The 22,643-nt window shown below is 60.2% G+C and carries 16 protein-coding genes and 1 pseudogene; 7 read left to right on the forward strand and 10 right to left on the reverse strand.

Annotated elements, in window-relative coordinates; translation table 11 throughout:
- Positions 1–4: 4 nt before the first annotated feature.
- Positions 5–565: pseudogene (locus JI744_RS15415) on the forward strand (tyrosine-type recombinase/integrase); the annotation flags it as partial.
- Between the two features lie 285 nt (positions 566–850).
- Here the strand turns inward: JI744_RS15415 and JI744_RS15420 are convergent.
- Both JI744_RS15420 and JI744_RS19355 read right to left on the reverse strand, forming a co-directional pair.
- Entirely contained in the window at positions 851–1,324 is a 474-nt protein-coding gene (locus JI744_RS15420) for a cupin domain-containing protein (RefSeq protein ID WP_202662025.1), read from the reverse strand.
- A complete protein-coding gene (locus JI744_RS19355; protein WP_202662026.1) occupies positions 1,325–2,446 on the reverse strand; it encodes an Rrf2 family transcriptional regulator in 1,122 nt (373 codons plus the stop codon).
- An 88-nt stretch (positions 2,447–2,534) separates the two neighbouring features.
- On the opposite strand from JI744_RS19355, the gene JI744_RS15430 reads away from it, so the two are divergent.
- On the forward strand, positions 2,535–2,981 hold the full coding sequence (locus tag JI744_RS15430) for a group III truncated hemoglobin (RefSeq protein WP_328757405.1): 447 nt from the start codon (positions 2,535–2,537) through the stop codon (positions 2,979–2,981).
- A 209-nt stretch (positions 2,982–3,190) separates the two neighbouring features.
- Here JI744_RS15430 and JI744_RS15435 read toward each other — a convergent pair whose 3' ends face one another.
- The 3 genes from JI744_RS15435 to JI744_RS15445 all read right to left on the reverse strand — a co-directional run bounded on the left by JI744_RS15435 (position 3,191) and on the right by JI744_RS15445 (position 8,922).
- Complete coding sequence (locus JI744_RS15435; RefSeq protein ID WP_202662027.1) at positions 3,191–3,574, reverse strand: response regulator; 384 nt, start codon at positions 3,572–3,574, stop codon at positions 3,191–3,193.
- A gap of 91 nt (positions 3,575–3,665) precedes the next feature.
- Positions 3,666–5,246 carry an ATP-binding protein gene (locus JI744_RS15440; RefSeq protein WP_202662028.1) on the reverse strand — a complete coding sequence of 527 codons (1,581 nt, stop codon included), beginning with the start codon at positions 5,244–5,246 and terminating at the stop codon, positions 3,666–3,668.
- A 157-nt stretch (positions 5,247–5,403) separates the two neighbouring features.
- Positions 5,404–8,922, reverse strand: coding sequence for a CHASE domain-containing protein (locus JI744_RS15445; RefSeq protein ID WP_202662029.1), 3,519 nt, complete (start codon positions 8,920–8,922; stop codon positions 5,404–5,406).
- A gap of 286 nt (positions 8,923–9,208) precedes the next feature.
- Here JI744_RS15445 and JI744_RS15450 point away from each other — a divergent pair, with 286 nt between their 5' ends.
- Positions 9,209–10,216 carry a response regulator transcription factor gene (locus JI744_RS15450; protein ID WP_202662030.1) on the forward strand — a complete coding sequence of 336 codons (1,008 nt, stop codon included), beginning with the start codon at positions 9,209–9,211 and terminating at the stop codon, positions 10,214–10,216.
- A gap of 20 nt (positions 10,217–10,236) precedes the next feature.
- The gene (locus JI744_RS15455) at positions 10,237–10,575 is read left to right on the forward strand and encodes an Hpt domain-containing protein (RefSeq protein ID WP_202662031.1); all 339 of its coding nucleotides are present in this window, start codon (positions 10,237–10,239) and stop codon (positions 10,573–10,575) included.
- A 231-nt stretch (positions 10,576–10,806) separates the two neighbouring features.
- Here JI744_RS15455 and JI744_RS15460 read toward each other — a convergent pair whose 3' ends face one another.
- Positions 10,807–12,216 (reverse strand): DUF2235 domain-containing protein, encoded by a 1,410-nt coding sequence (locus JI744_RS15460; RefSeq protein WP_202662032.1) that lies wholly within the window; start codon positions 12,214–12,216, stop codon positions 10,807–10,809.
- 509 nt (positions 12,217–12,725) lie between these two features.
- Between JI744_RS15460 and JI744_RS15465 the strand changes: the two genes are divergently transcribed.
- From JI744_RS15465 to JI744_RS15475, 3 genes are all read left to right on the forward strand, one after another.
- The gene (locus JI744_RS15465; protein ID WP_202662033.1) at positions 12,726–17,039 is read left to right on the forward strand and encodes a strawberry notch family protein; all 4,314 of its coding nucleotides are present in this window, start codon (positions 12,726–12,728) and stop codon (positions 17,037–17,039) included.
- Positions 17,039–18,103 carry a DUF7146 domain-containing protein gene (locus JI744_RS15470; protein WP_202662034.1) on the forward strand — a complete coding sequence of 355 codons (1,065 nt, stop codon included), beginning with the start codon at positions 17,039–17,041 and terminating at the stop codon, positions 18,101–18,103. The genes JI744_RS15465 and JI744_RS15470 overlap by 1 nt, the downstream gene beginning before the upstream one ends.
- A 324-nt stretch (positions 18,104–18,427) precedes the next feature.
- Entirely contained in the window at positions 18,428–19,354 is a 927-nt protein-coding gene (locus JI744_RS15475) for a DUF2493 domain-containing protein (RefSeq protein WP_202662090.1), read from the forward strand.
- Positions 19,355–19,729: 375 nt separating this feature from the next.
- Here JI744_RS15475 and JI744_RS15480 read toward each other — a convergent pair whose 3' ends face one another.
- Genes JI744_RS15480 through JI744_RS15495 form a run of 4 tightly spaced genes read right to left on the reverse strand, consistent with a single transcriptional unit; the run spans position 19,730 to position 22,564 of the window.
- Entirely contained in the window at positions 19,730–21,106 is a 1,377-nt protein-coding gene (locus tag JI744_RS15480) for a ubiquitin-activating E1 family protein (RefSeq protein WP_202662035.1), read from the reverse strand.
- Positions 21,107–21,108: 2 nt separating this feature from the next.
- The gene (locus JI744_RS15485) at positions 21,109–21,630 is read right to left on the reverse strand and encodes a Mov34/MPN/PAD-1 family protein (RefSeq protein ID WP_202662036.1); all 522 of its coding nucleotides are present in this window, start codon (positions 21,628–21,630) and stop codon (positions 21,109–21,111) included.
- A complete protein-coding gene (locus JI744_RS15490; RefSeq protein WP_202662037.1) occupies positions 21,584–22,069 on the reverse strand; it encodes a DUF7665 family protein in 486 nt (161 codons plus the stop codon). The genes JI744_RS15485 and JI744_RS15490 overlap by 47 nt, the downstream gene beginning before the upstream one ends.
- A 3-nt stretch (positions 22,070–22,072) precedes the next feature.
- The gene (locus JI744_RS15495) at positions 22,073–22,564 is read right to left on the reverse strand and encodes a hypothetical protein (RefSeq protein WP_202662038.1); all 492 of its coding nucleotides are present in this window, start codon (positions 22,562–22,564) and stop codon (positions 22,073–22,075) included.
- Positions 22,565–22,643 lie beyond the last annotated feature (79 nt).

Genomic DNA, 22,643 nt, shown 5'->3' on the forward strand with positions numbered 1-22,643 from the left:
GCCTCTGGACGCTGCCGCCGACCGGCGTGCAACCGACATAATCCGCCTCTGCATGTCGACCGGCAGCCGGGTCGGCGAGGTGCGGCAGGCCCGGTAGGAATAGTTCAACCTCGAACTCAGCATCTGGAGCAGGCGCGCCACCACCACCAAGCAGCGCAAGGTCCATCGCGCCCCGATCTCTGGAGAAGTCGTCGGCATCGTTCGCTATCGTCAGCTGCTGTGCCGAAAGGCAACCCTTGGCTGTTTCCGGGTGATACGCCCGGCCAGCCGGTGAAGGAAATTCGCCGCTTCTTGGTTTCTATCCAGAAACAGGTCGAGCGGTCAGGCGTCCGCATTCATGACCTGCGTCACGCCTTTGCTCCGCGTTTAGTCAACGGCGGCGCCTCGCTCGAGATGATTGGCAAGCACCTGGGCCACAGCCAGATGCGGACCACCCAGCCCAATGTCCGCCTGATGGATGCCCGCACTGCACGCATGCGTCGATGCTGTCGCCAGCATACTCCGGCGACGCCCCAAGCTGGTGCATGGCGCTGACGCCCTCGCTGCGGCTCGCAAGACTGCCTGATCTGCTGCGTCTTAAGTCGGGCAGTAGCTGAAACCGCCTGATCATGTTGTTTGGGGGTGGAAAGCAGTCATTCGCGGTAGGGTCCGGCTCGCCAGGGGCGATTCCAGTGAGAATGCGAAGAGAACCTGGATTGGTCCGGGATTCGGAGAAACGGGTGATGAACTTTGCAATCGACCGGGCCGGTCTGCGCGGTCTCTCGATATCGCAACTGATTGAAATTGGGGATGACGATTGCGCGACCCCCAAACTAGAACTCACGATAGGTCGCGAGAGCCAAAAGCGCTCTTACGCGGCCTCGAGCATCTGGATCCCGTGGCGCTGGCAGGCGGCGACGATCCGGCCGATCATCTCGTTGGAGGGCGGACCGGGCGGCGGCATGACGTCAGAGCCCGCATCCTTGAAGAAATCCACCATCTCGTGTTCCAGCACGGCCGCAAAGCGGGCGGGTTTGCCGGACTGGTTGCTGTAGTTGTGCCCCAGCCATGAGGGAACCGTCACAACGGTGCCGACACCGGCGGTGATCATGCGCGGCGGGCCGTCACCGAAGATGCCGAAGGTCACTTCGCCTTCGGTCACGCGGAAGATTTCAGGCGAGGCATGGCGATGCGGCGGGGTGCCCGAGCCGGGCATCACCGTCACGTCAACAACGCTGAGGTTAGCGCCGTCCACGTCGCCCATGAACCGGACATGATCGCCGATCACCCAGACACTCGGGGCATCGGACAACGTGGTCACGCTGGCGGATCTTGCAGCAGTCATTCAGTCTTCTCCTTTTGCGGTCAGGGTTGCGCCTCTCGACTCCGACCGCAGGGCAGTCATCAGAAGCGTCAGGGCACGTGACACGGTCTTGCCCGCGTCCTGCCCCGAAAGACCGGCATAGTCCTTCAGGGTTTCCCAGGCGGTCGCGCTAAAAAGCAGATGGGCTAGCGCCTGGAATTCGTGCCTTTGCGTGGCGGAGAGGTCGTGCAATCCGGCATCGACGATGCGGGCAAAGCTTTGCCTGCGCGCGGGAACGGCTTCCTGGCGCATGGCGCGCCCCGAGGGCGAATGCAGGCTTGCGCGGATGACATTTTCATGCGCGTCGAAGCCGGCAAAGATCTCGGGCGGCATTGCCAGCAAGTCGGCCAGCGTCGCCGGCAGGATCTGCGGACCAATCCGGGCACCGATCCAGACCCAGAAAGCGCGGAGCAGCTCGGTCTTGTTCGGGAAATGCCGAAAGACCGTGCGGCGTTCCACGCCCGCAGCCTTGGCGATTTCGTCGAACATGATTTCGTCACCTCCGGTGGTGTCCAGCACGTCTGCCAGGGCCTGGAGGATCCGGTCACGGGTCGCATCCGCCTGGGCCCGGCGCAACGGGCTGTCATAGGGTCTGGAATCAGGTGTATTCATGCCATTATAAGTGACATCAATTTCTCCACTCGTCAAGTCCCCCGTGATGGCACTGGATGCGGCCGGGGCCGACTCTGGTGCGGAAGCGGTCGTCGGGCGCAGCGCGACATCGGCCAGTGTGGTCGCGTCCAGCACGTCCATGAAGGCCTGTCGCGCCCGGCGGAAGACGCGCGGTAGGCGGCAGATCCCCGCAATGGCGCAGTCATTGGCCTCGCCCAGGCACTCCACCAACGCAAAATCCGTCTCCATTGCCCGGACGACATCACCGATTCTGATCTCAGAGGCCGGTCTGGCAAGCCGCAACCCGCCGGAACGGCCGCGAATTCCGGTCAGGACTCCGTCGGAAGTGAGTTCATTCGCCACTTTCATCAGGTTGGCGCGGGACAGGCTGAACCGTTGCGCAGCCTGTTCGATGGTGACCAGGCGACCATCAGCCTCGTACACAATGAGCAAGAGCCGCAGGGCATGATCGGTGGAATTGGTGAGCCGCACGCTGTTCTCCTTTAAGATGCAGTTTATATGTATATTAAGTCAGTCTATCTAAAAATATGCAATCTATAAGCATCTATTGGGGGCGGCCGTGAAAGCCAATCCCTCCCAGACTTCGGATGAAAGAAGCGACCGCAAACTGATCGCGCTTGTCGTCCAGCGCTTCTACGCGCGAGTGCGGGCAGATGCAGTGCTGGGCCCGATCTTCACCCCCCGCGTCGAGGACTGGCCGGATCACGAGGCGAAAATCACGCGATTCTGGTCCTCGGTGCTTTTGATGAGTGGCGAGTATCATGGCAGCCCGATGCAGGTGCATCTGAACATTCCCGCTCTGGGCCGGACCGACTTTGACCGCTGGCTGGCGCTGTTCGACGAGGCGTTGACGTCAAGCTGCAATGCGGACCAGGCCGCGGCCTGTCAATCGGCACGCAAAACTGACCCCCTATCGGCGTCCAAAATTGACCCCCCCTGTGGGGCGTCGAGATCAGGGCCTGAGCCGACGGAACTGATCACAGAGTGGAGGCGGGTCAGGCCCTGATCGGGGGCATCAGTGCGAGGCCACCTGCGTCCTGACTTGGGCGTGACGCAGGATCTCAAGAATATGCGTCTCAGTGTATCTGCTTGTGTTCATTCAGAATCTCTAGGTTCATCGAGGCGAGAACCTCTAGTTATGCAGCCCTTACTTTCGGGGGATTACCCCGAAACACAAACATGCACGCGCTGCCGCTCTCTTGGAGTTTCGCAAGCCTACGGTCTGCGAGACCAGATCGCGATGACCTGAGTGGCTAGTTGCATCGGGTCGAAGGGCTTCACGATCACATCTAAAGCGCCTGCAGCAACTAGTTTGTGGAGGTCAGAATGCTGCGCCTTGGCAGTCATGAAAATCGCGGGCGTAGCACAAAACTCCGGCATTGCGCGGAGGCTTTGCAGAGTTTCCTCACCATTCATGCCCGGCATCATGACATCAAGGAGGAACAAATCTGGTCGCGCCGCTACTGCACCATCCAGCGCCTCCCGGCCCGAAGAAAACTGCACAACTTCCAACCCACCAACCATTTCCAGTGCGATCAGCGCAATCTCTCGGATGTCTGGGTCATCTTCAACATGCACTATTCGGGGCAATAGGGGCATCGCATCTCCGTGCGGACTGTATCAGCAAAAGGGGCTAACCCCGTCCTACCAAGGCCAAACATTTCCTGGCAAGCTCGTTGCTGCGCCCCCATCAGGCAACAGCCCTAAAGCCTTCGGATATCGGCAGATCGACATGGAACGTTGTCCCCACGCCAACCTTGCTGGTGAACCATATGCGTCCGGCCTGCTTTTCGATGATCGTCTTGGCGATGCTCAAGCCGAGCCCGGTTCCGACATGCTGTCGATCGATCTGAGTATGCGCTTGAACAAACCTCGAGAACAACGTGTGATGGGCTTCTGGTGGAATGCCGCAGCCGCGATCAATTATCGATAGGCGTATGCCACCAGGCCGCTCGACAACCTCTAGGTCAACGAATTGCCCCCTTGGAGAAAACTTGACGGCATTGGACAACAGATTTGTCAGGACCTGCATCATGCCGTCCCGGCTGATCATGGCGAAAATCGGCGAAGTTGGCCCCATGTAGCGCAATTCGACCCCGTATTCATGGCCGTATCCCGCATTGGCAGCCACCACTTCTTCGGCGAAAGACACGATATCGACTGGCGCCACAGCAAAGTCCGTCATATTGGCGTCCAGCTTTTCTAGGTCGAGCAGATCATTGATCAGGCGCAGCAACCGATCCACGTTGCGTTGCGCCACTGTGATCAGGCTGCCTACACGTTCAGACATAGGCCCAGCCACGCCAGAGGCAATGAGGTTAAGCGATCCCTTGATCGACGTCAGTGGAGAGCGCAGTTCGTGGCTGACCGTCGCGACAAATTCGGCCCGCTCGTTTTCGGCTCGCTTGCGTTCCGTGATGTCACGCACCACTGCTACAAAACGCGGTGTGCCATCAAGGCTGTGCTCCAGCTGCAGATTGACCTCGACGGCGCCTCCACGGAATATTGTTTCGTATAGAATTGAATCTACATCACCCTGCAGGAGTGGCGTGACACGAGCCCGAAATGCCTGCTCGTCGAAGACCTCACTGAGATCACCAAGGCGCTTGCCTACAGTCTCAGACTCACCCCAGTTCGACGACGCCAGGGCGCGTTTGTTAAGGTAGAGGAGCTCAAAGGTCTTGGTTGAAAAGATATAGACCTCATCCCGAAGCCGGTCGATCATCGCACGGTCCTGGCGCTCTGCCTGAAGCAGCTTGGACTCTGTGATATCTGTCCGCAGTGAAATTGTGCGGAGCAAGGTGCCAAGGTCGTCGTGGACCGGAATGATTGATGACCGGGTCCACATGATTCCGCCGTCCCTGCGCCGGATCTTTGTCTCGCCCGTCCAGACTTGGCCCGCGCGCAATTTCGAGGTCAGCCCTAGGCACTCATCTTTCGGATTTGAGAGCAGAATATTCCGAAACTCGTGCCCTACCAACTCATCTGGGGCATAGCCAGTTGCCCTGGCGAGACTGTCGCTGGCAAAGGTGATCCGCCCGTCGGCACCCGTAATGTTGACCATCGCATGGGCGTTCAGAGCACGCAGGTAAACTGCAATCTCATCGTCCTTTAGACGCAGAGCGGCCTCATACTGCTTCGACAGTTGCTGAGCGCGTGCCAAGTAAAGAAGCAAGCTAAGCGCCAAGATGATCACGAGCATGTAGTGATCCAGGACCAGTCGGACATAGGGAGAAAGCATGATGATGGTCTGGTCAGTCAAATCGTTCATCAAGCCCCTCCATCGTAGCTGTGTCGCTCCGATGCTGTGTGGCGCAAAGCCAAGTTCGTCCGTGCCCTAAGCATCAAATAGTTCAGGACTGTGGCCAATTTGGGCTCCCATTCCGGAAACTAGGTGGCAGAAATGGTGTCTGCAGCTGCGCCTTAGCTTAGCCGAATGGCACGGGTCCGGCCGGTCGGCGCTGCGCCGCAATGAGTGCAAGGCACTGGCGCGTCATGTCATCAAGCCGTACGCGGGATTTGACAAAGGTCATTTGCAAGCGGGGATCGCTACTAAAGTGCTCGGTCGAACTCAGGGCGACGACCTGGGTGGATGGATGCCACAGCGCTAGATACTCGAGTAGGCTCGAACCATCCCTCTCGCTGAGACCTCTATCCAGGATAATCAGGTCAAAGCTGTTGCGTGAAAGGATATCTTGGGCTGCGGCTCCATTCGCCGTGTTTACCATATCGGCGGCGGAACCGAAGGCCGCTGTCAAGACCTCTGAAAAGTCATGGTCGTCTTCGACATGCAGGATGCGCGGTGTAACCATCGCTGTTGCACCGGATAGCTCGGTTGTAGCGGCATGCTCCGCATTGGCCGTTGTCTCCTCCCATGCGGCCAGCGTCACCCAGAACGTGGTCGACACCTGTGGCTCGGAAACGAAGCCAATAGAGCCATCCATTTGCTCGACGAGCCGTTTTGCGATGTGCAGGCCCAGACCCGTCCCTTCGGTCTGCCGATTGGCTGTACCGTCGACCTGCGAGAACGGCTTGAAAATGCGGTCGCTGAAGTCAGCAGGGATGCCACGCCCATTGTCCGTGACTGATACCCTTATCCGATCGTCAAGCCGCTCGATCGCAATCCGGACTTTCCCACCCTTCGGCGAAAATTTGGCCGCATTCGACATGAGGTTGGACATAATCTGCTGAAAACAGCGATCATCAAGCTGCACAAGTAGGCCGGGAGCATCCCGCACAAGATCGTAGGTTACGCCAAACTGTGCCGCGAACGGCTGGTTCACCAGCATGGCCTTTTTCACGTGCACCGATATATCTGCGGGGACAAGCATCGGCTTAGGAGGACCGGACTCAAGCCTTTCAAGATCGAGGATATCGTTGACCAGTAGGATCAGGCGATCGCAGTTCTTCTGTGCGATCGAGAGCATACGCTTAGCGCTGTCGGTAAGGCCGTCAGACATTGCGTTCAGCAATAGTGAGATTGATCCGTTAATCGACGTGAGGGGCGTACGCAGCTCGTGACTTACGGTTGAAACAAACTGCCTTTTCAGCTCATCTACCTGTCGCTGGTCGGTGATGTCTGTTTGCAGACCGATCAGCCGTGAGGCACGCCCATCTGCATCGCGTTCTTCGCCAGCCGCATCTGATCGCATCCAGTGCCAGGCTCCGTCCTTCATGCGGACCCGGTACTCCGAGACTGATCGCGGCGAATGACCCTCGATGCATGCGAGGTCCGCTTCCGTCACGCGTTGCAGATCGTCTGGATGTATCCTTTGAAGCCAGGCCTTCTGGGGATCGATGTCTTCATCACCATCATATCCCATAAGCTCGCGCCAGGTGTGCGATACAATCGACGTCCCCGTTCTCAAGTTAATATCGAAGACCCCGATCTTTGCACCTGTCAGTGCCAGATCCAGCCGCCGTTGCGTGCTGCGTAACTGGTCCGCAGTACTGCGTTGTTCGGTAATGTTGCGCATTACGGCCGTGTAGCGCCGCTGGTCATCACTGTTTTTCCACGGGATGATCTGCACATCAAGTATGTGGCTCTGTCCAAGATTTGACGTCGTCGTCAACTCACCACGGTAAGGCGCACGATCCCCTGCAGTTTCGGATTGGTCGAAGTAGTCGCCGATCTGACCATTCAACAACGAGGTAAACGGCTTGCCTAAGATATCTTGCGGGTTGCAGGCCAAAAGCTGCGGCAGGGCGTCATTGGACCTGAGCACGTGCCCTCTTTCGTCAAGAAGTGCTATCGTTGCAACGGCAGTTTCGATGATCGAGCGGTTTTCATCGACTTGTGTAGCCAGTTCGCGAGTGCGCAGAGCGACCATTTCGCGGACCAACTCCTCGCGGCGGAATGCACTTACAAGGAAAAACGCCAGCAGTACGGAGAAAGACAATCCTCCAATCAGAAAGCTGGCTGGTTTCAGGCTGAACAGCCGTGCTTCGAGTTCCGGGGTGCTTTCCGACACAATGGTCCAGATCTGTCCATAAACCTGAAGACTGTCGATCACCCGAAACTGCGCAGTATGGGCCTTGATAGAAGGTGTGTTATCGCTGGCATAGAACCTCCGGTCTGGATCGGCCGTGGGACCATTGTAGATTGAAATGCGCAGGTCCTCACTCTGGCTTGTGGTCAGATCCGCCATTAACCGGGACACTATGATTGGCGAAAACACCAAACCAGCGAAAGCGGCGCGGCGATCGGCGACAGTCCGCAGTTCTGCTTCGCCGGAGTAGACCGGCATCATCAGTGCGAGGCCAGCACCCCGTGCTTCGTCCTGAACCAGGGTGATCGGCTCTGTCAGGGAGACCTCGCCGGTATCGCGCGCTCTTGCCGCAGTGACGTAGCGGTTAGTCTCGAAAGCAATGTTCAGCCCAAGTGCCGTCTTATTCGTAGCCAAGGGTTCGATGTACTTGATGACAAGCATCGGGCCAGCACTAATCGCGGGTCGGATTTTCAGATCGACGACACCATCGGCTCTTGTTTCAGCTAAAAAACTTTCCGCCTCGCCCGGCGCAACAGGCTCTATGAAGCCGATCCCCTCAAGCCCGAACAGACCTTCTGACAGTTTCAGTGACCCCACATAGTTTCTCCAATCAGCCGAGCTAACGCTCTCTGACGCCCGAAACAGGCCAACTCCGCCGCCCAGCCCAAGTTTATAGACTTCAAGCCGATGTTTAAGTACTTCGCGGGCGTCATGCGCCAGCGTTTCGAACTGCGCCCGGTCAGACTGATTGCCAACGCGTGACATCTGGGCCCATGACAGAAAGGTTATCGCCACCGACAGAGTGACATAGAACAGTGCTTGCCAAGTGAACCGAGGCAGTGCGGTACCCTTCCAGAAGGCGACGGCTATCCTGTTCCATGGGCCCAAAACGGCCACTGATAAGGCAAGTACGACCGCGATCACATCGCCGACCCACCAGACGACCCAGTGGTGCACAAGGTCTGCCGAGTCTATGGTTTGCGATAAAGAAAACAGGCCGATGCCGGTGGACGGAACAATCAGGCATGTTAGTGGAACGACCCCGCAGACTATAGCCGCGAGATGCGCCCTACCTCGAAGCCGAAGTGGAAATCCACAGATGAGACGGATAAGCGTCGCCCCGATCAACGCCTGCAAGGACATAGCCAGCGCCAAGACGAAGGTCCGGAAAATATCGTCGAACTCGGTGAATTCCCAGTAGTGTACCCAAGCAAGGATGACCCGGCTTGCAACCGCACCGAGAAATACGCCCGGCCACAACTGGCGCCCAAAAACAAGGAGGGCACCAACTGCTGCCCCGGCACCACGCAGGATCACTACATCGTCTGCCGTCGCCGGTACAAAAATCACTCCCGTCAGGCTGAGCGCGCAAAAGATGAGCGCCAGCAAGATGATCGGCGCTATGCGAGGGGCCGATGCGCGCAAAAACACAATCTCCGCCTGCTGTTTGCTGGCCATATAGATCTACTTTCACTCGCGAGACGATGTGCTATACACGTTATGGTTGACCCACAAAAGGGCAAACTCGACGAAGTCTTCCCTCAGGGACTGAACTGCAAAGTCCGGAGAAATCCGGGCCCAATCTGAGATGCTTGCAGGTGCCACGTGACTGATTTTAATGTGCTTTGCCATATTCTGGCCGAATTTCCTTACAATCAACGGGCGAGTAATGAAGTGGCCTTGGTTCGGTGGGTTCGAATCGCAGAACGTGGATCTGCAAAATAGCTCTTCCAGAGGCTGACTGATGATGAAGATACTTGCTGTAGATGATGATGAGCTCATCCTCGAGCTTCTGGTCGAAAGCCTGCGCGCGAGCGGATTTTCTTCAGTCCAGACCGCCACCAGCGCCAACGCAGCCGCGCGATTGATCTCGACCGCAACTGAACCGTTCGACTGCTTTCTGTTGGACGTCGTGATGCCAGAAGTAGATGGCATTGCGCTGACCCGCTGGATCCGAAAGTCACCGCTGTACGGCGCCGCGCCGATTGTGATGATCACCTCGATGGCTGAGAAAGCCTTTATTGACAGAGCCTTCCGGGCGGGCGCAACGGACTATGTCACTAAACCGTTTGATGCCGTCGAAGTCACCACGCGGGTTCAATTGGCCGCGCGGCAGGTACAGGCCAACCGAGCGGTACATGATGCTGGCATGCAGGTTCAGGCCCTGCGCGCGAAGATTGACGCTCAGCACCACACGCCCCTGTCCGAACCGGTTGCTCTGAACGATGTTGAAGGACTTATTGATTTCCTTGCCCTTCAAAACTATTTGCTTCAACTATCGCGAGGGTCTTTCTTAGCTACAAGTGTCGTTGCCCTGCGCATCGTCGATGTAGGCAACATCTATGCACGTTGTTCACCCGCTCTGTTCCGAGATGTTTTGGCCGACGTGGCCGAAAGCGCTCTCGGTGCGATGAGCGGCTCCCAATGTATAATGGCCTATACCGGGAACGGTACCTTTGCAGGCGTTGTTGCCTGTTCAGACAGAAATGATTTCGAAGACGTCGAGCTTATGATTAACTTGACGATCGAGCGTTTGGAATTGGTCGATGATCAGCAGCGCCCTCTTGAGGTTCGCGTTGCAATGGGTACGCCGCGTGCCATCGGAGTGATGCAATCGGGTCGTGCAGCGGTTGCGAAGATGCACCGTGCGATTGAGGATATTTCCTGGAACATGCCGCAATTGGCCACGCTCAAGACCAAGACAAAGCGTGGTGCAGGGATGCTGCTGAGAGCCCTCACACAGGCGATATGACTCAATTCCGGAGTTGTGGCGTGCTACAGTCCCAGACCATTGATAAAAAAGTCGCGGAAATTCGTCCGCGATTTCTGCGACTCCTGGCACAGCGCCTGAATAGATTCGAAGAAATTCGTGATCTTCTGGAGACAGAACCGAACTTGGCGCCGTTGCTTGAGGAGATCGGTACGGGTGCGCATAGCATTGTTGGCTTGGCTGCGACACTCGGCTTCCCCGACCTTGGCAGTTTGGCGCAGAATGTGGAGCTGGTGGTCAATCGTGTAACTAGCGCAGAAACGAGCACGCGGTCCACAATTGAGTTTTTTGATAGCATCGACGATCTGCTGGGAGAGATGGCCCTGATCTTGCAGGCTTGATCGCCTCTGAGGCAGAGTTTGTTCCCAGAGAAGGTCCGACCGCAGTCCTGCCCCCTCCGCCAGTTGGATCTGTCAGACGGCACTCGCTCCAGAACCTTTTCACATGGCTGCCGTTCGCTTAGACCCTCACGAACGGCAGCTACGGGCCGAATTGGCGCCGACCGCTTGAAGAATGTCACGGTCATGCCTTTCTCGTGCCGCCCAGCGGAAAGGTGGAGTGTCGTGCCCTTGCTAGGTGGATGACTTGTTGGAAACAGATGCGTCCATCAAAGCCTCGAAGTGGTTGGAAAGTTTCCCATGCCCCCGAAGCCCTTCCGGTCGGTACGGGCGCTCTAGGTCATAGTGCAAAACACCAGTCGCCCCGAAACGCTCGTATACTGTTGGGTGAACAATCGCCTCGGGATGGATTTTGCGATCGATTTTCTTCGCAAACCGGAAAGCTAGGCTGCGTGTTTCATCGTGCTGCATACCAAGCGCCGAAGGGTAGGTTCTCAGCACACTGCCATCTAACTGCAAATTACCAGGTACGCTTTGCGCGGCCGCGACCATCCAGCCAAGGGCAATATCAGAGAGCCGCGACTGATCTTCGGGATAGCTACCACCGATGTCTGAATGATTTCCGGCAAACCAGATTTGCTCGAACCACGGCGGCTCGCCTCTACCGACTTGCCGCCACTCGCCAGGGTGCCCCCAAGATACTCTATCAAAATCGCGACGCCGTTCATCGATCGCGAGTGCATGTCTTGCCCACCCGACGTTGATGTTCAAGGTGCGGTCATAGAACTGCATCTTGAATTCGGTGAGGTGAAGTGTCCGCAACAAGTGAAACTCTGGTAGCCCGAATGCTACCTTGAGGTGCGTCTTCAGGTAAAGGACTGTGCCTAAGAAGGTGCAGAATGCTCCCAGGCTGGCAACCCAGATCCAAAATCCGCCCGTTAGCCACCAGCCAATGGTGCCAGCGACAAGAAGGGCCGTAACGCCCAGAGTTGCAGCTACGAAGATTGATCCCCAACTCGCTAGTGATGCAACCGTATCGAATACGCCAACGAAGTGCGGATAGACGTTTGGGTGCTCGCTGTTTCCCGAACTATACTCGGTCCGAAAGCGTTTGGCCAACGCCGCACGCTGGTGCAGATAGGCAGTGTCTCGGGGAGAACTGACATGCTGATAGATCTTGGTAACTGCTTCTCGCGCGATCCGTTGGCAGCTTGCCGTATCTCGCTTGAGCGGGCTACCATCTTTCATGCGGGTTGGGACGCCGCATAGCGCGATCACGCCACCCAGGCAGCGGACGGTGTAGGCGCCGCGACTAAACCCGAAGAGCCATATCCTGTCACCAGGAGACCAAGTCCGAACAATCTCAGCGTAACAATCTACAATATTCTTGGTCAGGCCCAAACCGGTTGCTTGGCAAACAACATTGTAGATCTTCTTGCCGATTGCACCGAAGAAGCCCAAACCCGGAGGCAATGTTCCAATGCCGGCATCGTAGTATGCAAACTGCTTTGTTGGATCGACCGTGCTCTCCGGCCCGCAACGTGTGGCCCGGTACATTTTGTAAATGTTGCTGCGCCGCTCGTCGAAGCGCACTCCACTACTCTGACCAGTACCGTCGGCATAGATGAGAATGTTCTTTTCCATGACGCATGATCCAACGCACAAGACGCACACGACTCATGGTACCCACAATTCACCCGACCTACAACCTATTGTACGAAAGTCGCAGAACTCGGTTGTAAGAGGCACTCTATTAGATTGTTCTCTCGCAGGCCTTTCTAGGAGCCTTCGAAAGGTTGGACTGCCTTAGATGCTTTGGACGCGGCAATCTTGGCAATCAGTAGTGAGCTTCCAATGGCACCTCACTGCCGACCGCCTGACCTGGCCGTTGGGGCCTCCGCAATCCCAGGCTCGATCGTCCGCTAAGGGCCGGCTTCGACCTATGCTTGATGTCAGTATGTGGCACCTCCCGGCGTGCCGCCGGGACCGGGCCCTAGTCCTTCGGACTGGAGCCTGCCGAGGCAGTCTCCCCCCATTCGGGCGACTGTCCCTGGCGCGAAGAGGGAGAGAGGTGCCGGGACGGGTCAGGTCCGGCGGGTGAGAGAGAGCACTGATCGGGCCTGACCCGTTCCAGCTCTCTTGAGGAATTCCCGATGAACGATCTTTCCCCGGCGACTTTGGCGCAAGCGCCGGTCGCCTCGGCTACTGCTATCCTGGCTGCGGCTGGCCTTTTGCTACCCTCGCTTGAACGCGGGAAGCGGGTCGACGCCCCGATGCTGCGCACGGCGATGGAATCTGCCTTCGGCGCTTCGGACGCTTCCGGCCTTTGGGACTGGAAGGCGAGCTATGAGGCCTGCGAGGTCGCGACAGCCCTCTTCCTGCGGAAGTACGGTCGGGCGATTTTTCGCCAAGCCGACGCACCTGCAGCGCGGCTGGCCACCCTTGCCAAGATTGTCGACCTCCTGCCCAGCCACACACGCCGCTCCGAGGAGAGCCAGGCGCTGCAGCAGTTCTCCACACCGATCCCGCTGGGGCTCGCTGCGCTGACTGCTGCCGCGATTGGCCACGACGACGTGGTGCTTGAGCCTTCGGCAGGCACTGGCCTCATGGCGATCCTCGCCGAAATCTCGGGCGGCAGCCTGATCCTCAACGAGTTGGCCGACACCCGGGCTGACCTACTCGCTTCCCTCTTCCCGGCACTTTCCATCAGCCGCTTCGATGCCGCGCAGATTCACGACCACCTCGATCCTGCGGCCGTGCCGTCGGTCGTCCTGATGAACCCACCGTTTTCCGCGATGGCAAATGTCACCGGCAAAGTTCAGGACGCCGCCTTCCGGCATATCGCTTCCGCTCTCTCGCGCCTTGCTCCCGGCGGGCGCTTGGTCACGATCACGGGCGCCGGATTCGGTCCCGACATGCCTGCCTGGCGCGATGCCTATGTCGGGCTGCAGGCGAGGGCGCGCGTGGTTTTCTCGGCGGCGATCGACGGCTCGGTCTATGCGCGGCATGGCACGACGTTTCCAACACGGTTGACGGTGATCGACAAGATCCCCGCCGACGATCCCACGCGCTTCCCCGCCTCTCCCGGTATCGCGCCCGACGTTGCGACTCTGCTCGGCTGGATTGCCGACCGTGTGCCGCCGCGTCCTACAGTCGAATTGCCGAAACCGCCGTCACCTACTTCGCCTGCGCGCTCAGTCCGCGGCTATCTCGCTCGGGCCAATGCCGCCCCCGCCGTCCGCAAGCCGGTTTCATCCCCCACCGCCGTCGAACTCGTCTATGAGACCATTGACGCGGCACGCTCCGACGCCGCCCGCCTGTCAGATGCGATTTACGAAGAATACGGCCTGCAATCGGTCCGGATTCCCGGTGCCGTGCCGCATCCGACCAAACTGGTGCAATCGGCAGCCATGGCCTCGGTTGCGCCGCCACACCCGACCTATCGGCCCTTGCTGCCTGCCGACATCTGCCAACGGCTGTCCGATGCCCAGCTGGAGACTGTGATCTATGCCGGAGAGGCCCATTCCGACCATCTTGCCGGAAGCTGGACCATGGATAAGACCTTCGACACCGTCAGCGCTGCGGCCGAAGCCGCCTCGGGCGCGGTTCGTTTTCGCCGCGGTTTCATGCTGGGCGATGGCACCGGCGCTGGCAAGGGCCGCCAGTCGGCCGGGATTATTCTCAACAACTGGCTGCGCGGGCGTCGCAAGGCGGTCTGGATCTCGAAATCCGACAAGCTGATCGAGGACGCGCAGCGCGACTGGTCGGCGCTTGGCCAAGAACGGCTTCTCGTCACGCCGCTTTCGCGCTTTGCCCAAGGCAAGCCAATCACCCTGTCGGAGGGCATCCTCTTCACCACCTATGCGACGCTGCGCTCGGATGATCGCGGCGAAAAGGTTTCGCGCGTCCGCCAGATCGTCGACTGGCTGGGCCGCGATTTCGACGGGGTCATCATCTTCGACGAAAGCCACGCCATGCAGAATGCGGGCGGCGGCAAGGGCGAGCGCGGCGATGTCGAGGCGTCGCAACAGGGCAGGGCGGGCCTGCGCCTGCAACATGCGCTGCCTGATGCAAGGGTGGTCTATGTCTCAGCCACCGGGGCCACGACCGTTCACAACCTTGCCTATGCGCAGCGGCTCGGCCTCTGGGGCGGCGAGGATTTTCCCTTCGCCACCCGCGCAGAATTCGTCGAAGCCATCGAGGCCGGGGGCGTTGCGGCCATGGAAGTTCTGGCCCGCGACTTGCGCGCCCTCGGCCTCTATACGGCACGATCGCTCTCCTATGATGGCGTCGAATACGAATTGGTCGAGCATCAGCTGACTGAGGAGCAGCGTCGCATCTATGATGCTTACGCGGGGGCCTTCGCCGTCATCCACAACAACCTCGATGCGGCGATGGAGGCGGCCAACATCACGGGGTCCGATGGGACGCTGAACCGGCAGGCCAAATCCGCCGCGCGCTCGGCCTTTGAATCCACCAAGCAGCGCTTCTTCGGCCATCTGCTGACCTCGATGAAGACCCCTACGCTGATCCGGTCGATCACCGCCGATCTCGCGGCGGGCCAGGCGTGCGTCATCCAGATCGTTTCGACCGGCGAGGCATTGATGGAACGGCGCCTCGCCGAAATCCCGACCGAGGAGTGGAATGACCTGACAGTTGATGTCACTCCGCGTGAGTATGTGGGCTCTTACCTTCAGCATTCCTTCCCGGTGCAGCTCTACGAGCCCTTCACCGATGGCGAGGGCAACCTGTCGTCGCGCCCGGTGTTCCGCGATGGCCAGCCGGTCGAATGCCGCGAGGCTGTTCGCCGGCGCGACGAGATGCTGGAACAGCTCGGATCGCTGCCACTCGTTCCGGGCGCGCTCGATCAGGTGATCCAGCACTTCGGGACCGAAGTGGTTGCGGAGGTCACAGGCCGCTCTCGCCGCATTATCCGCAAGGGCGAAGGCCCTGCAGCGCGACTGGCGGTCGAGACCCGTGCGCCTTCGGCCAATCTTGCCGAAACCTCCGCCTTCATGGATGATCAGAAGCGCGTGCTGATCTTCTCCGATGCCGGCGGCACCGGGCGCAGCTATCACGCCGAGCTTTCGGCCAAGAACCAGAGGCTCAGGGTCCACTACCTGCTGGAGCCCGGTTGGAAAGCGGACGCTGCCATCCAGGGCCTTGGCCGCACCAACCGGACCAACCAAGCGCAGCCCCCGCTGTTCCGGCCGATCTCGACCGATGTGAAGGCGGAGAAGCGCTTCCTCAGCACCATTGCTCGCCGCCTCGATACGCTGGGCGCGATCACCCGCGGCCAGCGCCAGACGGGAGGGCAGGGGCTGTTTCGGCCCGAGGACAATCTCGAAAGCCTCTATGCCCGCGACGCCCTGCGCCAGCTTTACCTTCTGATCGTGCGCGGCAAGATTGAAGGCTGCTCGCTGCAGCGCTTCGAAGCGGCGACAGGCCTGAAGCTGATGGACAGCAATGGCATCAAGGATGACCTGCCGCCGATCACCACGTTCCTGAACCGCCTCCTGGCCCTAACCATCAAGATGCAGGGCATTCTCTTCACAGCCTTCGAGCAACTGCTTGAAGCCCGGATTGACGGGGCGATGGCCTCTGGCACTTACGACCTCGGGCTGGAGACGCTCCGCGCCGAAAGCTTCCGCGTCACCGACCGACAGGTGATCTACACCCACCCGACCACCGGCGCAGAAACACGGCTTCTCTCCATCACGGAACGCCGCCGCAACCGGCCGCGACTCTTGGATGAGGCTCTCGCCGAACTCGACGACCCCCGCGCTGCCCTGATGATCAACACCCGCTCGGGCCGGGCGGCAGTGCAGGTGCCCACCACCAGCCTGATGCTGGACGATGGCGAGATCGAACGGCGGGTGCGGCTGATCAGGCCCACGGAAAGCCAAAACATAGCCATCCGCCTGATGGGTGGTACGCAATGGGTCGAGACGGACCGCCCCACCTTTGTCGCCGCTTGGAATGCCGAGGTGGCTGAAGTGCCAGAGTTCACCGACAGCACACTGCACGTCGTCTCGGGTCTTCTCCTGCCAGTCTGGAAGCGCCTGCCCCAGGACGAAACCCGCGTCTATCGCCTTCAGACCGATGACGGTGAGCGGATCATCGGCCGCAGGGTCTCGCCCGCTTGGGCAGCGACGGCGACAGGGGCAGGGGTGCCGAACCTTTCCGCCGATCAGGCTTATGCCGCACTGATCGAGGGCAAGACGATCATCGATCTGACAGAGGGCCTGCAACTGCGCCGCTCCCGCGTGATGGGGGTGAACCGGATCGAGTTGACCGGGTTCACCGAAGGAATGCGCGAACGGCTGAGGGCCTACGGCCTCTTCAGCGAAATTATCTCGTGGAAACTGCGCTTCTTTGTGCCGGTTGGATCTGATGGCGCGTGTGTGCTTGCCAAGCTCTTCAACCTTTGGCCTATCTCCCGCATTTCTGAGCGTGAGGTTGCCTGATGTCCCGTATTGATGCCGCAGATTTGGCGCAGCGCCTTGGCCAACAGGCCGAGGCTGTCTGTCGAACCTATCTTTCCAACGGGCGCAGACAGGGCAACTACTGGCAGGTTGGCGATGTCCGCAACACGGCAGGGCGCTCGATGTTCGTTCGCCTCACCGGCCCCGCTTCAGGCAAGGGTGCCGCTGGCAAGTGGCAGGATCCATCAGAAGGCAGCCACGGTGATCTCCTCGACGTGATCCGCGAAAGTCTCGGGCTTAGGGACTTCGCCGACGTGCTCGAGGAGGCCCGGCGCTTCCTTAGCCTGCCGCAGCTGGAACCGATCCCAAACGCCCCAACCCCGAAGCTCGCCCCCGCACTCTCTGGATCGTCGGAAGCGGCGCGGCGGCTCCTCAGTATGTCCAGTCCGCTCAAAGGTTCGCTGGCTGCAACCTATTTACGGTCCCGTGGCATCACAGAACTCCGCGACACAAGCGCCCTGAAGTTCCACCCCAACTGCTACTATCGGGGGCAGGGCGAGGATCAGACCGAGACCTGGCCCGCCATGATCGCTGCCGTCACCGACCATGCAGGCAAGGTCACCGGTGTGCACCGCACTTGGCTTGCGCGTGATGGCGGCTCAAAGGCTCCTGTCGACACACAGCGGAAGGCGATGGGGGATTTGCTCGGCCACGCGGTCCGGTTCAGGGTGGCCAAAGAGGTCATGGCAGCGGGGGAGGGCATCGAGACCGTGCTCTCCCTCCGACAGGCCCTGCCCAAAATGCCGATGGCTGCAGCGCTGTCGGCCGGACATCTCGCAGCCCTCCTCTTTCCGGCACATCTGCGCAGGCTCTATATCGTCCGCGACAACGATCCGGCGGGGGACGGTGCAAGGGATAGCCTGGTCGCCCGGGCCCACGAGGTTGGGATCGAGGCCATCACGCTCTCGCCAAGCTCAGGGGATTTCAACGACGATCTCACCACCCGCGGTCTGGATGCACTTCGGGCGCATATCCGGGTGCAACTCGCGCCAGAGGACGTCAGTCACTTCCTGACGCAGGATCATGTGACCCGTCGCAGCGGGTGATCCCAGAGGTCCGATCTCATCACGGGCATACGAGGCTGCAGTTCCATCAGCGGGACCGCGCCTCGGCCTTCTAGAGGGCGAGCGGCCCACAACCGGTCCGGTCAGGCAATGGCGGCGCCCGACTATTTTCCGCCGGCGGCGATCCACCCCACGCGACAAATCGCGCGGGGACCCCGTCTCGCCGCCTTTGCATCGCGAGGCAAAATAGTCGGGCTTGGCCATCGAGGCCCTCGCAAGAGGCTCGGGCTGCCAGACCGGACCGCTTGTCGGCTTTTCGTCGCCATGAAGGCCGCGACGGTCGCGGTCCAGACGATGGAGCATCCCATGTACGCCCATGACGAATTCGAACCTGATCACACCTCCTCGCCGACCGACACCATGATCCAGGACCTTCAGCTTTATGGCTACCGTCCCGCAGCGGGCGAGGCCGATCCCCGGATCACGCCCCAAGACCACGTCATCCAGACCGCCGTCGCCGACATCTTCGACGCCTTGATCTCCACGATGGCCGACACCAGCCTCGATTTCGACCTCGACGAGATCCTCTGGTCGACCGTCAACACCTTCCACCGCGCCGCCGAGCGGATCGAGACCAAGCTCGACGATAACGAGCAATCGCAGAAACGCCTTCAGCGCGAACAGGACGGCTCCGAGGTGAAATCCGTCCAGCTTGAAACCCTGATCGACATCGGCCAGGGCCTGATCGACCGGCGCGAGAGCATGGAACTCTTCCGCGAAACCGCCGCCGACCTCTTCCTCAAAGCCACCGGCACGCACTGGTCACCGCGCTCGGGCTCGCGCACCAGCCATCGCCACCTGACCGCCGCGATGATCGACAGCCGCGACTTCATCGCCGCCAAGAAACGCGCGGAGACCGAGAGCCTGGTGCCTCCGGGACCCAAGGTTGCCTTCTCGGGCGGGGACACAACCGATCACCGGCTGATCTGGGACCGTCTCGATCAGATCCACGCCAAACACCCCGACATGGTACTGTTGCACGGCGGCTCACCCAAGGGCGCCGAGCGCATCGCGGCCACCTGGGCCTCCAACCGCAAAGTGCCGCAGGTCGCCTTCAAGCCGGACTGGACCAAACACGCCAAGGCCGCGCCCTTCAAGCGCAACGACCAGATGCTAGACTGCATGCCGATCGGTGTCGTGGTCTTCCCGGGCACCGGCATCCAGGACAATCTGGCTGACAAAGCCCGCAAGATGGGCATCCCGGTCTACCGCATGGCGACGGGCAGCGCGTAACAGGCCGTGTGAAAACTCGAGTGTGCCTCGTCATCGACGGGGTACCTTCGACGTGCGTCAGACTTCCCCGTCATCTCGGTGGCTGCCGAAGGCTGATGCTGCGGATTATGTTGTAAGCCAGTACCGAGAGCGCCATTTCCGTTTGGGTTCCCCGAAGGCCGCGGGTCAGGAACGTTCGCTTCGCGCCCCCATTTCAGTCGTTTGTCAGACTGCCCGCAAACGGCCGCGTCTGGCCAAACCGCCACGCGATACTTTGGTCAAACACTGCCAGCCGGCATCGCGGCGCCAAGTCATTGTCTGTCGCCCACGTGGGAACGCATAGACCCGCCAGCACATCGGCGACGTGGCCGTCCATCGCCCCAAACCCGGCGAGCTTCACCTAGCGGGGGCCATTGGCAGAGCGGAAACGTGACCGTGGCTGTAAACAGGCGCAGGCATGATGATGGTCGCTACATCGTCAAGTGAATCGCTCGCGGTCGCAAGAAGCTCGTAGGCGCTGCCCCCATGAAGTCGGCGTAACAACTCCGAAACCGCCAAAACTGCTGCCAGCAGCCCAACAAACGGCACGCCCACAGTTCGCGAGGCGAGTGTGGCCAATCCACATTCGTCCATCCCGTCAGCAGCCATGGTCGCATAGGCGGGCAGGTGAAGATCGCCGCTTGCCGGCACGTTTACGCCAGACCAGATCGACCGCGCAGAGCGCGACGCGGGAAAGGTGTGCAACGACAGGCCACGGAAGCCATCGGGACCGGCACCGAGCCCGGCCTCGACCACCAAATCGAAGAGCGCATCTTCCAGCGCGCTACGCGCTAGTGCATTGTCGACACCGCAGAACGCGACTCCTGGTTCACTGGCATCACGCCCCGTCCATGCGCCGAAGCGACGCTCTTCGATCACCACCTTGAATCCGCGTGTCTCGAGCCAAGCGGCCGCCATCCGAGTCTTCTTTTGCCCGACCGTAGCAGGAAACGTCAGTAGCGAGGTGCTGACGTTAGAATCGGCCAGTGTATCGAAGTCCTGAAGCATCAACTCGACCTCATACGGGTTGGCATATGGCAGGGCAGCTAGTGCCCAGCAGAATGCCTGGCCAAGATTGCCAAGCCCAATCAGCCACAAGCGCGACGGCAGAAACTCAATCACCGGCTCGTCCAGATCCACATCGTGCCAAGATGCTTCAGGCCGCCACAGCGAAAGGCCGGTAGCGCGGTGCCCGGCCATTGGGTGATCGTCTGCGAGATAGCTGAAAACCTCGCCAACGCAGCACGCAGCAGCCACCATCGGCGCAAGCGCGAAATTTTCATCGTCGGCAAGGCTCACCCCATGCTGCAACGGTGCAACGCCGCCTCGCCACCCCTCCCAGGTCATCCGCCACGCCGGCACCCCTGTCGGCACAGAGAGCGCGTTGCCAATCACCGCGACCGGCAAGTTGCCGGGGGATGTGTCGGAGCATCTGCCTCCCAACTCTGCAACGGCGTCCCGTAGCTTGCTGGCTTGGGCCAGCGCAGTGAGGCTTTGGCAATCCGGAACGCCCACGACCGTAACCCCTCCGAGAAGCGTCCGGTGCGCTAGATTCACCAGCGTCAGTACAGCCACTTGTTTGGCGCGCGATGTCTCGATGTCGGCCCCGACATGTACTGCCAGGCTGAAGCCTTCCAGCATCGTAAGCGCCGCGGCGTAGGTGTCGGCGCGCCCGCTGTCCATGAAATATTTTGCGGTCCGGTGCAGGTTCTCTGCGCTTATCTCGTTGCTCATCCTCATGCCCAAAACCCATAATAGAAGTAGCCCTTGGCGTTCGCCACGGTGCGGTCGAACCACATGTGCGAGCCGCGATACTCGAAAATGCCGAGCGCGTTTTGCTCCACCGGCTCCGCCGCGAAATCCGGGACGATGATCGCGATGTGGCCTTCACGCGCCACCATCGGATTCTTGCGATCACTGCCGCTCTGGTGAGCCGCGCCTCGATGGGTGTGTACATCGGCCACCACGGTCAGCTCATGGTCACGGCAGTACGCCCAGAGCTTGGCGAAGGCATCGCCGTGCAGGACGCAGACGCCGGACGAGTACGCGGCGGGATCAAGCTGGTCGTAGTAGATGATCGACGTCGCCTTCCGGCGATTCCCCTCGGCCCTGCCCAAGAGAAATGCGCCGGCTTCCGTCTTCCCGCCACCCCGGCGGCGCAGTTCGGCGAGCATCACGCGCCACATCGCGTGCGGCATCGACAGCCGATGATCAGGCGCCACGAATGCCCGAATAGTCGCTTTGATGGAAAAGGTCATAGAGTTGCTCCAGGTAACAAACGATCCCACGGGTCGGATTCCACAGGCGGCTCGGATGGACGGTGATCCAGTCCGGGTGCCCCTCGATCGAGAGACGGTCGCAGGGCAAGTAGAGGCACCGTCCCTCCCGCCAATCCGGCCGGAAGACCGACGCGACGATGGCCCCCCCGGCGGGCCAATCCTTTGGTGCGAGTGGCCCGTTCGTTTGCAGGTTCCAGGGCTGCGCGCTGACCGGCAGCTGCGGATACCCGGTGCAATCGAAGCGGAAGCCGAACTCCGCCGGTGCATTTGGGTTCGGCGGTGCACTGACCGCGATCAAGGCGTGTGGCCAGGTCATGGCGACGATGCGCCAGCGACCTTCCAACTCGCCCGCACGGAAGCTGGAGGCCGCGAGCGCGGCCTCCAGCAGCAGGCGATCTGGCGGCATCACCAGATTCATGCTTTAGCCCTCCACTCGCTTTTCCGGGACGAGATCGAAGCAGACGGCGCAGGTTTCGCGATCCGTCAACTCGTTCAGCGGTGTGTCGCTCGCCGGGCGGCGCGTCGTGCCGCACATCTGCAGCACGTGCTCTGCAGCGTCATGGGCACTGAGCTTGAACTTCTCGGTCGCCCATGCCTTGGCGCGACGCACGCGCGCGCCAGGGGTGAACTTGTGGGTCTCTGTCTCGGCCAAATAATTGACCGTAACCTCGATCTTCTTGCACTTGGTGACATGCACATGCGAGCCCTGCTTGATTCCGACGACGGAACCCGTCGGCGTCATGTCGTGCGGCAGTTCGGCCTCGTCGACGAAGATCACCGTCTCGTCGTCGACTTCGACGCCGGCATTCGCAATGAGGGCCAGCAGATCGCTTACGAACGCCGCCTCGGCAATCTCGACTTCGACTGCGCTTTGCAGCGCATGGCTGCGGATGAAGATGGTTTGGTTGGGCATCGGGTGTTTCCTTTCCGGGTCAGTTGGACCCTCTGAAAAGGAAGCGCCGCCAGCGCCAGAAAATGGGGCGGTCGGCTAG

It is taken from the genome of Fuscibacter oryzae (genome assembly GCF_016765795.1).
Classification (GTDB): Bacteria; Pseudomonadota; Alphaproteobacteria; order Rhodobacterales; family Rhodobacteraceae; genus Fuscibacter; species Fuscibacter oryzae.